Raw genomic sequence first — 11,793 nt, 5'->3', positions numbered from 1 at the left:
CCCCTAAAGGCACATCCGGTATTAGCCACCGTTTCCAGTGGTTGTCCCAGACCTAAAGCCAGATTCTCACGCGTTACTCACCCGTCCGCCACTGTATCCGAAGACACCGTTCGACTTGCATGTGTTAAGCATACCGCCAGCGTTCATCCTGAGCCAGGATCAAACTCTCCGTTTTGTTGTGTTTCGAGTTTGTGGCTCCGAAAAAAATATTTCCCGGAATCCTAGTTACTAATTTTGATTATATTTTCGGGAAATCCCAAAAGCAAAATCTTTTGACGAGGATTGGTTTTTTCTTAAGCTTTCAAAGTATTATGTTTTTTAGGTTCAGCGGTCGTTTGCGTCTTTTGCTTCCCGACTTAACTAGAGTAACTAGTCATCCCCTAGTTTGTCAAGGGGTAAATTTATTATTTTTCTTAAAAGGGCAAATCGCCTGAGTGGCATTACTTTCAGGTGAATGCCTTAAGCAATGGGAGGGGGGCAAAAACAAAGTGGCTAAACCTGACTGGGTGAATAATTCACGTTGAGTGATTATCGAAAAAGGCAGGAATAGTCTTGCTGGAGGGATTTATCCGGAATTATTACGCCGGAACTAACCATATACATAATATTAAGAGCATTTAAGACTCCCATCGTACAGGTGACGCTTATATGGCATCTACCTGATCGCCATGACTACGTTCGTGGAGCGTTTGGAAGAGAAGATAGGAGTTACAGTGAGTCTAGCGCTGTAGAGGGGCTTCAAAATTTATAATGAATTTTTGAGAAAAAGCTAAAAACTAGACTAGGCAATAAATACAGATGATCCGACCGCGTAAGGTCTTTGCTCAACATTGGCTTAAAAGTGAAAAGGCGCTCGACGCAATAATTAAAGCAGCTGAGTGTACAGAAAGCGATCGCTCCCCCAAAGGCGATCGCATCCTGGAAATTGGACCTGGAACGGGCATTCTGACTCGTCGTTTATTACCCCTGGTGCAATCTTTGGTTGCAGTTGAAATAGACCGCGACTTATGCCAACTGTTGTCAAAGCAGCTTGGTAAGACTGAAAAGTTTTTACTGCTGCAAGGTGATTTTCTGACTCTAGATTTACCATCTTATCTGGCAGCCTTTCCCAATTTCCAACAGCCAAATAAGGTAGTAGCCAATATTCCCTACAACATTACAGGGCCAATCATTGAGAAACTATTGGGTACGATCGCCAACCCCAATCCCGAACCATTTGACTCAATAGTGTTACTCGTACAAAAAGAAGTAGCAGAAAGGTTGTATGCTAAACCAGGGTCAAAAGCCTTTGGAGCGTTGAGCGTGCGGGTACAGTATTTGGCTGAGTGTGAGTTAATTTGCACTGTTCCAGCGGCCGCATTCCATCCACCGCCAAAAGTGGATTCAGCAGTAGTACGATTATGTCCCCGAAAAATAGAAATAGCAGCACTTGACCCAAGAGGGTTAGATAACTTTTTGAAGTTGGGGTTTGGTGCCAAGCGCAAAATGTTACGAAATAATTTGCAATCTGTTATTGAACGCGATCACCTGATCCACTTACTGGAACAATTAAAAATAAATCCCCAAGCCAGAGCCGAAGACCTCAGTGTTCAGCAATGGGTAATTCTAGCAAATGAGTTAGGAGTTAAAAGCGAGGAATGAGGAGTTAAGAGTGAACATGTAGATGATTGCTTTGATTCAAAACACAAAATTCACCCATTCCCAACTAGGAACCCATAACCCCTAACTTCTAACTTTCAAAATGCATTCCTACAGCCTAATTGCCCCTGCCAAAATCAACTTGTATCTGGAAATCATTGGCAATCGTCCTGATGGCTATCATGAGTTAGCCATGATACTTCAAAGTATCGGACTTGCAGACCAAATTGAGCTACGTTCCATCAGCATTGACAGCATCCGTGTTCACTGCAACCACCCACAAGTACCAACAGATAAAAGTAATTTGGCATACCGAGCAGCAGAATTAATGGCGAGGCAATTTCCCGAAGCCTTTGCCAAATATGGGGGTGTTGAGATTACCGTTAATAAGCAGATTCCTGTAGCTGCTGGGTTGGCTGGGGGTTCGACGAATGCAGCAGCTGTGTTGGTAGGGATAAATTTACTGTGGAAATTGGGATTAACTCAGTCAGAATTAGAGGAGTTGGGAGGCACTCTTGGTTCAGATGTACCATTTTGTGTAGCGGGTGGAACTGCGATCGCAACAGGTAGGGGTGAGCAACTTTCTCCCCTGCCGAGTTTAGATAATATATATGTAGTGTTGGGGAAATACCGCAGCTTGGAAGTTTCCACGGCTTGGGCATACAAAGCCTATCGAGAGCAGTTTGGTAATTCTTATATTAGAGATAGCGATAACTTGGTAGCGCGTGCTAATGCAGTTCATTCAGGAACAATAGTAAAAGCTGTCCTGGATAAAGATGCGGGAGAAATTGCCCAAAAACTGCACAATGATTTAGAGCGTGTGGTATTGCCAGCCTATCCCCAAGTCTTGCAACTGCGAGAAGTATTCGCAAATAAGCAAGGCGTTTTAGGAACAATGATGTCTGGTTCTGGGCCAACAGTATTTGCTCTTTTTGAGTCTCAACAGCAGGCAGAACTAGTTTTGCTGCAAGTAAGAGAAGCAATTCTTGATCATGACTTAGAATTATTTGTAACTCGAACAATCACACATGGTATTAAAGTGGCATCGTCTGTTTAAATAATTCTTTTTCGTTAATGAACTATAGGGAATAAACATGAATTATTCCTAATGACCCAATCCAAAATATAAAATCTAAACTGGTATGAGTGAGCAAAATTTAACACCACAAACGGATACTAAAATACAGTCGGCAACGAGTCCGTTACGCTGTTTGACTGGGGCGGTGATTTCTGGAGGAATGGCATATGCAGTGTATTCACTGATGATTGCGATCGCCACAAATTTTGCTACTAAACCGATCCATTCAATTAATCCATTGGTGGTGAAGATTTCTTCTGCTGTTCGGACTCTGGTTGTTGGTGTAGTTGCTTTAGGAAGCGGGATATTTGGTATAGTAGCAATTGGTTTGTTAGCTTTGGGTGTGCAATTATTAGTGCAGGAGTTGACCAAGCAAAAAAGTAGTGAAAACCAGTAATTTGCTTTTAATCAGCAACCTAAAGACACAAGTTTTTCTAACGAACCACAATTTTTGAGCAATTGTAGCTTCGCGCTTCTGAAGGCTAAAAAATTTGTTGCTGTTTTCTCCAAGTTTTGGGAGAAAGTCCGTGGTGCTGACGAAAGTGGCGAGATAAATCACACGTATTTTGATCGCCCAGTGCAATAGCAATCTGTGTATATATAGTATGACCCTTGACCTTAACAGATTTCAGGTTGACACTTTATAGACTGGCTGATGATTCACAAATTTATGCGGAATTGATACCAGCAACACTGAAATTGATAGCAGCAACATCACTTGTAAGCAAAGTTTATGAACACAACCAAGAGATATTTTTTACCTTTTATTTTTGTGGCAATAGTTGTCAGCCTCAGCAGTTGTAGTTCTAACCCCACAGCTGGTAATGTTGATAGCGGAACGCCATCCCCTACCCTAACACCGGCGAATAGCTTATCGTCTCAGACTCACAGCCAAATTCCTAGCGTAGCTCAGTTGAGAGAAAAATCTTCCAATCAAGAATCTCCTAAGGAAAATACGCCTTCCTCACCAACTTCTAAAGCTGCCACTAACAAAACTACCAAAGTCATACTATACACAAGTGATACTCAATGCCAAGAACTAATTCCAGAAAAGGTTTCAGTACCAGCCGAGGAACCAGTGAAAAATGTAGTGGGTAAAATCTTAGAAAAACGAGATACAAGCGACTTTAGCTTGTCTGGGTATCGTGTCAATATCAAAAATGGCATTGCTACAGTTGATTTGCGAATATCTCCTGAGTCAAAGCGGCAAATAACTTCTCTTTCTAGTTGTGAACAGTTTGCTTTGTTTGGCAGTCTCCGCAAAACCCTAACGAGTAATGCCCAATGGAATATTAAAGAGGTTCGCTTCACTGAGCGAGGTGAGGACATTGTTCTTTAGTTAAATATGGGAGTAAGTGCCGTCATCAGCTAGCTAAAAAATTTTCCAATATGAACAGCCACAGGACTCATACATCAGCAGTTGCCAAAACAGTGTATGTTCTAGCCAATTGAAAACAGCTGCAAATAGTGGTATTATTCATTGTAGCCCTAAGTTTATGGCAGCAATTCGCGGGTGTAATTCAGTGGTAGAATCTCACTTTCCCAAGGTGATCGTCGTGGGTTCGAGTCCCATCGCCCGCTTTAAAATCATGTACATTAACTAATTATTTGTCACTGTTGAGAGGTTAATATCACTTTTAACAAATTGATGTCATCATTTGGGCTGATGTTAAGCCACTGATAGAATTAGCCTTCGCCTAACTACCAGATGTGCAGGTAATTATTTTTGAGCCGTTATCTCAAACTAGCACAAGATACTGAGCAGGCGATCGCCTGGGGCAACCTATTTGGTGTACACAAACGCAAGCTATTTAAGCCTGAACATATTCGCAAAGCTTGGCAGCGTTTGTATGAGCAAAACTGGCTAAACATTAAAGAGCAAATAACTTCTTGAATGTTCTCTCAAGAAAGTTCCAAATAAAATTACAACATAGAGTTTGTGTTACCTCTGTATGCTGTATGGCGTTACTGTCATTTATTGGACTTGAAGAACAATTAAATTTTTCACATGAACAGGCTTTTCGTTTACGAAGTCTGTAATACTCTTGTTCAAGAGTAATTAATCCTACATTTTTAAAGTCTGATTTTTTCAGACGAAGTTTATAATTTTTCTAAAAGTGTTTGCTGACTTCTTTCCGAATCCATTTATCCAATTCGCGTATTTGTTGAATGTCTGTAATAACCATGAAAAAGCCCATCCAACTTTTTACTCTTTCTCCTAGCACACCACCGCATACATCACATATTTTCTCACCATGCCCAGTTACTTTTCTATTAATCACATATTTGATAAAAAAGTGAAATCTACGCTCAAAAATTTCACCAGTTTTATAATAAGGCTCTTTATTAATCTTTTCTATAATTCTTTCATTAAATCTTAAAATGTTTCCTGGTTTAATTTTGATATGCTCAAGAGTAAATTGAAAACCAACAAACTCTAGAAAATCTTTAGCTATCTCAACATATTTGGTTTTACTTTCATTAGTATGTAATTCCAGCTTTATATCTTGCAATTTTTGAGCAACTTCTTGATGTACTATATAAATTACTTCTTTGTGTTTTAAAAGTATTACAAAATCATCGGCATAACGGACGTATCTTAGAAAATATTTTTTCGATAAATCATTGATAACCCAACAATCAAATTCATGTAAATATAAATTTGCTAGCATTCCCGAAACTACACCGCCTTGAGGGATACCCTGAGTTCTTATAATTCTTTAATTATTTAAAATTGACTAATCCTGTTGAGTAAGCCAACTTTAGTACTACCCGATTCCCAGCGATGGCTCATCTGTGGTTCAGTAGCATTATGCTCTTTAGCTGTCAGCATTCTCCACAGATTTGGGGTAATCCGTTATTACAAAATTCGTTCCCAGTATCGACTTGGAGGTGCAGTTGTGCTGCTAGTGATCGCTATCTTAGGCAAAGGTTTGTTACCTGTTGCAATCATTGCCCTTGTCGCTGTAGTTTCTGCTGGGCAAATAGTTCAAGACTTGCATCAGAGTCGTCCCACTACCCGCTTGGTTGACCCAGAAATCTAGATCATTGCGTAGTGGCGCACAGCTGTGCGCCACTACGCAATGAAATATAAGACATTTTGTCAAATGCATCTATCCTATGGAGGAATTTATCATAAATATAAATATTTATTTATATAGTTATTTAAAGATAATGTAATCTCAATGTTCAAACCCAACGCTGTAATGCTGATAACTCAACACATTACCGTCTATCAGAGGTTGCAGAACCAAAGGAGGAATGTCAACATTAGGAGATGTACCTTTGGGGAGCGAAGTCAAGTAGCTGAAATATTTATTAATATTATGAATAGGAAGTGGAAATTCAGCATCAGGAGTCAGAAAAATTCCCAATGGCAGGTATTTCGCATCAATCACTAAATTTCTCACCAACAGAACAGAAGCTCATGAAAGACCAAAAACCATCAGACTCTAAGGAATTCGTCGGAAATCTCAAGAATGGGATTTGGCTGTTTGGACTGTCATGCTGGGTATTTGGCATTACCGATCGCAGTATTGCTTCATTTGCAGATGGCTATTTATCTGCTTTGGATTTGACGCAACTATTCACAGCGGCTACGTTCTTTGTGGCGTGGCTATTTTTGAAACCGACATCCAGAGTTTAAGATCGGCGACTGGTTGAGTGTTGAGTCACTCTTGATGCTAGTTATGTCAAGATTCGGAAAGTTATCTAAAGGAGAACACTTTTGATCGCTATAAGGGGTGCGCCACAGAATGTATCGATGCTTTTGCATTCAGAACAATCGAGGTAATTCTGTAAAATTTCAGAATTACCCTGATTTCTGGTTTTCACTAAATAATCCAAGTTGCTAGTTATGAAAAACGGCAACAGGAGATATATATGTAAATTTTTAATCTACTTATGATCACTAAATTCTATCTTTTTCCTTTTTAAGTCAGAGTTATAGCTCAATACAGTTCAGTTAAGGATAATTGTAGGTTGGCTTGAACGTAGACGCCAGAGGCGACTTAAGGCAGGGTAGTTAAACCCAATAAATGCTTGTGTAGGTTGGGTTTCGCTCCTCAAACGCCACTTGCAAGGCTCGTCGGGAAACCGCTTGGGTGCAGTGGCTCTCAACCTACGCAATACATTTTATCTGGCTCTAACCCAGGCGTATTGAGTTATAAGTTCTTTTATTTGGGTGTATCTAGAAAAATTTTTCTAATTTTCCGGAATTGGTTATGCTCAGGTGGTAGTCTCTATCAGACTACGGATTTATACTGAAACTCTATAACTAACCTTCGGGGAATATAACCTCATTTCGGATTAAAAGCCCGGCCATCAAGGCCGGGCTTTTGACAAGGAATTAAAAAAAATTGGGGTAACTCTAGAAAATCCCAGAATTACCCCGAATTTTAAAAGTTAGAAGTTAGGAGTTGTTCTTAACTCCTAACTACTCGTTAAATTAGGCAAACGCAGCGGTTGTCACATCGTTATTCGATAGAATTTCTTGCAATTCCTCAGCGTCTACCGTTTCTTTATCTACCAACATTTGCGCTATGTGATCTAAAATGTGGCGGTTACGCACCAACACTTCTTTAGCGCGTGTATAGGCTACATCCACAAGTTTGCGAACTTCTTCATCAATGGCGGCGGCAGTTTCTTCAGAGAAATCACGCTCTGACATGATATCCCGTCCAAGGAACATGTTACCTTGCTGACGACCAAGGGCGACTGGGCCCAAGCGATCGCTCATCCCAAATCTGGTAATCATCTGACGCGCAACCCGTGCTACTTGTTGCAAGTCGTTGGAAGCACCAGTGGTCACTTCTTCTTCACCAAAGATTAATTCTTCAGCAATTCGACCACCCAAAGCCACAGCCATCTGATTTTCCAGATAAGCGCGGCTGTACAAACCAGTGTCCATCCGGTCTTCGCTGGGGGTAAACCAAGTTAAACCACCTGCACGACCGCGAGGGATAATGCTAATTTTCTGCACAGGATCGTAGTCTGGCATTAAAGCACCAACTAAAGCGTGACCAGCTTCGTGATATGCCACCAAGGTTTTGCGCTTTTCGCTCATTACCCGGTCTTTCTTCTCTGGCCCAGCTAATACGCGATCAATTGCGTCGTTGATTTCATCCATCGAAATTTCAGTCAAATTCCGGCGTGCTGCCAGAATTGCGGCTTCATTCAGCAGGTTGGATAAATCTGCGCCAGTAAAACCGGGGGTACGACGGGCAATTTTATCCAAGTCCACATCTTTCGCCAAGGTTTTACCACGGGCGTGAACCTTCAAGATTTCGCTGCGTCCGGCATAGTCAGGACGGTCTACCACAACTTGACGGTCAAAGCGACCAGGACGCAACAGTGCTGCATCTAAGACATCAGGACGGTTGGTAGCGGCAATAATGATGATGCCTGTATTGCCTTCAAAGCCGTCCATTTCTGTGAGCAACTGGTTGAGGGTTTGTTCCCGCTCATCGTTACCACCACCTAAACCTGCACCGCGTTGACGACCTACGGCGTCAATTTCATCAATGAAGACGATACAAGGAGCATTGGTCTTAGCTTGTTCAAATAAATCGCGGACGCGGGATGCACCCACACCGACGAACATTTCTACAAATTCCGAACCGGAGATCGAGAAGAAGGGTACACCTGCTTCACCTGCTACAGCACGAGCTAAGAGGGTTTTACCTGTACCAGGAGGGCCAACTAACAGCACACCTTTAGGAATTTTTGCACCAACTGCGGTAAAGCGATCGGCGTTTTTCAGAAAGTCTACGACTTCGTTTAATTCCAACTTGGCTTGGTCAATACCAGCAACATCGCCAAATGTCACCTGAGTTTGTGGTTCCATTTGGACTCTGGCTTTAGATTTGCCAAAGTTCATCGCTTGGCTACCTGGGCCACTTTGAGCGCGACGTAGCAAGAAGAATAAGCCAACCAAAAGCAATACGGGAAAAAATAAGCTGCTTAGTGCCTTAAACCAAAATCCTTCATCGCTTTGGGGCAAAACAGAAATATCAACGCCTTTTGAAGTCAGAGTATTGATCAGGTCTGGATCGTTAACTAAGGTCACAATCCGTTTATTTCCGTCATATTTGGCTGTAACCAGTGCTGTAGAGCGATCTGCACTCAAACTGACTTTTTCTACTCTGCCTTGTTGAACTTCTTGAATAAATCGGCTATATCGCCATGTCTCTCTGCTTTGAGGTTGTTTGTCAAAAAATGCTGTTCCCAGCGCAATGACGACAATAAACAGCAGCGCGTACAGCCCTGCATTTCTCCATCTTTTATTCACTAAGGTCTATCCTCCGGTATTTTTCGCGCGTTAGCTCTCAGCCGGCGCTTTGCGCCATCGCCTAGCGTCTCTGTTTAGAGAGGTCATTATTAAGAATTATGTTAACTTATCTTAAGTGTAACAAAGTGGCGTGGCTATCATGCTACAAAAAGCTCCCTTATTTGCAGAAAACTAGGATGGTAGGGATTATATTGTAGCGACCCTGTGGGCTGATGAACGGTATGAATAGGAATAATTTCTACCACACTATTAGTGTAGGCGATCGCTTCAAATCTCTGGACTAACTCCACGCTCCAAGGTTCCTCTCGCATCGGCTGCTGGTGGTTTTGCAACCAGTTTACAAGTTGCGATCGCACAATTCCTGGCAAAATTCCTGCCTTTATTGGCGGCGTCCACCAACTGCGATCGTACCATCCCCAAAGGTTGCCTGTGCTGGTTTCTAGCCAATTTCCTTGGGCATCGACTAATATTGCTTCTTGAGCATCTAAAGTAGTTTTTGCCAGCCAAGCACTCAAATAGTTTCCGGTTTTATGAGAGGGGAGAGAGCGATAAAATTCAGAACTAGCAACAGCGCATACAACGCCAGTTTTTTGTTTTTCTCTCAAATCCTCTGGTAAAAATCTGCCAGTTATCCATTCCCGTCCATCGGGAAAAAGGGTAATTCTGAGAACGGGGAAGTGGGCGAGAAGAATTTGGGCACCTTGACGCACACGCCTCCAGTCTGGTTGCTGCCAACCAAAAGATTGTACTGAGAAAAATAGGCGATCGCAGTGTGCTTGCCAATTAGTTAAATTACTATCTAGCGAGTTCTGATAAACCCGCAATGTTGTAAAAACAGTCGCCCCATAAAGTAAACCCGGATCATTAATGTCTAACTTTAAAATTCGGGACTCAATTAATTTGCCATTATACCAAAAAATATCATTTTTCACAACCAGATTGCTTCTCGCTACAACTCTATTCCAAAGTGATGACTTGTAATGCTCATGCGCTGCATGAGATAAAATCTGTGAGCTGCAAATCGCTGAACGCCAGAATCAAGACTCAGGTGTTTACACTCATGATTTATTGCATATTCAATTAGCCATTGAAATAACTGTTTACCATAGCTTTGTGACCGCTTCAACTCATCAACAACTAAGTCATCAATATATAAAAACTTTCCTGATGCTAAACACGTATGAATACGAAATCCAGCTACTGCCACAGCTTGCTGCTCTACTTCCAAGAATACAAGTTGATATCCTTCTTTCATTTGATATCGAACTTGTTCTACAAACTTAGCCTGCTCAAGGTGAGGACGCAACTGGGACATAACAGGAAAACACTTTAATATTTGAAAGTCAGATTCTCCTAATTGTATTGACATCAATATCGCTCCTAAAAATATGATGCGTACTCATATTAGTTTCTCAATTTATCGAGATTATTGCAATTTTGTAAAAGCTTATCTCGGAAGAAAATGCTATGAATAATAATTTAATCCTTTGGAGGAAATAAAATTTTCTGAGTACCTTCGGGAGTTATAATTACTTTTCCTCCCAAAGCTTCGATTTCTCTAATTGCACGTTTCCGAGTTTTTTCATCAACCTGATTATTTAAAACCATTGACCAGGTAGCAATCTGAGCATATTTACTGTTAGGATTTCGACTCAGAAATTCCGCAGTTTTTTGGGAAGTATTAGCTATAAGCTGACTCTCTGCATCTGAAAAGTTACTAGCCCAGTTTGCCGCCGTTGCAAAAGACTTTTGGGCAGCTTGAGCATTGCCTAAAAATAATAACTCATCAATTCCTTTGTAACGCCACACGTAATAAGACTTTTCGGGAACGAAGGGAGATAGTGATTTTAAGCCTTTTTTTGATAGTGCGATCGCACGTTCTGGCATAGCAGCATACAATGAAGTACTGATAGAAAGACTGCGATACGCTTCTAAAAATCGCGGGTCACGTTCTAGAATGACTTCAAAATATTCGGGACTTAAACTATAACCTGTTTTATCCCGAACTTCATCATCTCCAAAATATTGTAAAAAATTGATATATACCAAATCTGCAATGAAATTATCATAACCAAAAGTAGGCATTTTTTTGAGAAAATTAAGACGGATATTTTCTGATTTTATTTCTTTCTCTAGAGTTTCTAAGGAGGCAGATTGTTTGCTATTTATCAGTTTTTGTAATTGGGGAAATTGAATCAAGCCAACTCCTAAAATACACACACAAATTACAAAAGGTGTAGCAATGGCTTTACGCGACAACAACATATTTTTCTTGTCTTCCCAGGTAGAAGCAACTCATTGTATATAATATACTTCTTGGAAAATTACTCAGCTATATAGTTACAGTCGCTTACACAGGAGAATATCCATCAAGCCGCTACCCTCTAGTAACGACTAACAGTGAACAAGCCTATCTTTCCTCAAGAGAAACCAAAAACAAGTAGCTTGGCAAACTCGGCAGTAATTATTTGGTATTATATTATACTTATAATTGTTAGTATAATTTACGCTTCCTTCTTTGCCACATCTAAAAAATTATTTTCTTTTTTGAGATGAAATAAGCTGCTAGGAATCTAGCTTTACTTTTTTTAAGCAACAAGTTCTTAACTTATTAAATTCCTTTGAGATTACTTAGTTTTATTAAGTAAATGCAGTAAAATTCACAACATAAATTTTCTAAAATGAGTTGGCTTTTTGATGATTTTTACTTTTTCAACAGCTACCAATAATTTGGTAAATTTGCTTGCATTCGGATGCTTCGATCATTTTGAAAAATGATCGTTGTTTA

12 protein-coding genes, 1 tRNA gene, 1 rRNA gene and 1 pseudogene are annotated in these 11,793 nt (G+C 40.6%); 8 read left to right on the top strand and 7 right to left on the bottom strand.

Annotated features, from left to right (window positions below; translation table 11 throughout):
- Positions 1–175, bottom strand: a 16S ribosomal RNA gene (locus V7K21_RS20845); the annotation flags it as partial.
- Positions 176–798: 623 nt separating this feature from the next.
- On the opposite strand from V7K21_RS20845, the gene rsmA reads away from it, so the two are divergent.
- The 6 genes from rsmA to V7K21_RS20815 all read left to right on the top strand — a co-directional run bounded on the left by rsmA (position 799) and on the right by V7K21_RS20815 (position 4,610).
- A complete protein-coding gene (gene rsmA, locus V7K21_RS20840) occupies positions 799–1,641 on the top strand; it encodes a 16S rRNA (adenine(1518)-N(6)/adenine(1519)-N(6))-dimethyltransferase RsmA (RefSeq protein WP_335177140.1) in 843 nt (280 codons plus the stop codon).
- A 100-nt stretch (positions 1,642–1,741) separates the two neighbouring features.
- Entirely contained in the window at positions 1,742–2,695 is a 954-nt protein-coding gene (gene ispE, locus V7K21_RS20835) for a 4-(cytidine 5'-diphospho)-2-C-methyl-D-erythritol kinase (RefSeq protein WP_335177139.1), read from the top strand.
- Positions 2,696–2,780: 85 nt separating this feature from the next.
- Entirely contained in the window at positions 2,781–3,113 is a 333-nt protein-coding gene (locus V7K21_RS20830; RefSeq protein WP_335177138.1) for a DUF3082 domain-containing protein, read from the top strand.
- A 336-nt stretch (positions 3,114–3,449) separates the two neighbouring features.
- Entirely contained in the window at positions 3,450–4,055 is a 606-nt protein-coding gene (locus V7K21_RS20825) for a sporulation/spore germination protein (RefSeq protein ID WP_335177137.1), read from the top strand.
- A gap of 170 nt (positions 4,056–4,225) precedes the next feature.
- Positions 4,226–4,297 (top strand) — tRNA-Gly (locus tag V7K21_RS20820).
- A 145-nt stretch (positions 4,298–4,442) separates the two neighbouring features.
- Positions 4,443–4,610, top strand: coding sequence for a hypothetical protein (locus V7K21_RS20815; protein ID WP_335177136.1), 168 nt, complete (start codon positions 4,443–4,445; stop codon positions 4,608–4,610).
- A gap of 217 nt (positions 4,611–4,827) precedes the next feature.
- On the opposite strand, the gene V7K21_RS20810 is transcribed toward V7K21_RS20815, so the two are convergent.
- The gene (locus tag V7K21_RS20810) at positions 4,828–5,415 is read right to left on the bottom strand and encodes a reverse transcriptase domain-containing protein (RefSeq protein WP_335177142.1); all 588 of its coding nucleotides are present in this window, start codon (positions 5,413–5,415) and stop codon (positions 4,828–4,830) included.
- A gap of 42 nt (positions 5,416–5,457) precedes the next feature.
- Between V7K21_RS20810 and V7K21_RS20805 the strand changes: the two are divergent.
- Positions 5,458–5,760 (top strand): annotated as a pseudogene (locus V7K21_RS20805) (low temperature requirement protein A); the annotation flags it as partial.
- Between the two features lie 138 nt (positions 5,761–5,898).
- Here V7K21_RS20805 and V7K21_RS20800 read toward each other — a convergent pair.
- Positions 5,899–6,114 carry a hypothetical protein gene (locus V7K21_RS20800; RefSeq protein ID WP_335177135.1) on the bottom strand — a complete coding sequence of 72 codons (216 nt, stop codon included), beginning with the start codon at positions 6,112–6,114 and terminating at the stop codon, positions 5,899–5,901.
- Between the two features lie 29 nt (positions 6,115–6,143).
- Here V7K21_RS20800 and V7K21_RS20795 point away from each other — a divergent pair, with 29 nt between their 5' ends.
- Positions 6,144–6,362, top strand: a complete 219-nt coding sequence (locus V7K21_RS20795) for a hypothetical protein (protein ID WP_335177134.1) — start codon at positions 6,144–6,146, stop codon at positions 6,360–6,362.
- A gap of 801 nt (positions 6,363–7,163) precedes the next feature.
- On the opposite strand, the gene ftsH3 is transcribed toward V7K21_RS20795, so the two are convergent.
- The 4 genes from ftsH3 to V7K21_RS20775 form a co-directional block, all read right to left on the bottom strand.
- Positions 7,164–9,005: an ATP-dependent zinc metalloprotease FtsH3 gene (ftsH3, locus tag V7K21_RS20790; RefSeq protein WP_334966168.1), complete on the bottom strand. Its 1,842-nt coding sequence runs from the start codon at positions 9,003–9,005 to the stop codon at positions 7,164–7,166.
- Positions 9,006–9,142: 137 nt separating this feature from the next.
- Complete coding sequence (locus V7K21_RS20785; protein ID WP_442948905.1) at positions 9,143–9,925, bottom strand: aminotransferase class IV; 783 nt, start codon at positions 9,923–9,925, stop codon at positions 9,143–9,145.
- A 29-nt stretch (positions 9,926–9,954) separates the two neighbouring features.
- Complete coding sequence (locus V7K21_RS20780) at positions 9,955–10,374, bottom strand: GNAT family N-acetyltransferase (RefSeq protein WP_335177132.1); 420 nt, start codon at positions 10,372–10,374, stop codon at positions 9,955–9,957.
- Between the two features lie 110 nt (positions 10,375–10,484).
- Entirely contained in the window at positions 10,485–11,270 is a 786-nt protein-coding gene (locus V7K21_RS20775) for a hypothetical protein (protein WP_335177131.1), read from the bottom strand.
- Positions 11,271–11,793 lie beyond the last annotated feature (523 nt).

The organism is Nostoc sp. (assembly GCF_036919595.1).
Classification (GTDB): Bacteria; Cyanobacteriota; Cyanobacteriia; order Cyanobacteriales; family Nostocaceae; genus Nostoc.
Note: the sequence above shows the minus strand (reverse complement) of the source record. Positions and strands in the feature narration are given on the sequence as shown.

Coding starts and splice junctions, on each gene's coding strand:
- V7K21_RS20780 (WP_335177132.1), bottom strand. CDS start 10,374: ATGTCAATACAATTAGGAGAATCTGACTTTCAAATATTAAAGTGTTTT.
- V7K21_RS20830 (WP_335177138.1), top strand. CDS start 2,781: ATGAGTGAGCAAAATTTAACACCACAAACGGATACTAAAATACAGTCG.
- rsmA (WP_335177140.1), top strand. CDS start 799: ATGATCCGACCGCGTAAGGTCTTTGCTCAACATTGGCTTAAAAGTGAA.
- V7K21_RS20795 (WP_335177134.1), top strand. CDS start 6,144: ATGAAAGACCAAAAACCATCAGACTCTAAGGAATTCGTCGGAAATCTC.
- V7K21_RS20775 (WP_335177131.1), bottom strand. CDS start 11,270: ATGTTGTTGTCGCGTAAAGCCATTGCTACACCTTTTGTAATTTGTGTG.
- V7K21_RS20825 (WP_335177137.1), top strand. CDS start 3,450: ATGAACACAACCAAGAGATATTTTTTACCTTTTATTTTTGTGGCAATA.
- ispE (WP_335177139.1), top strand. CDS start 1,742: ATGCATTCCTACAGCCTAATTGCCCCTGCCAAAATCAACTTGTATCTG.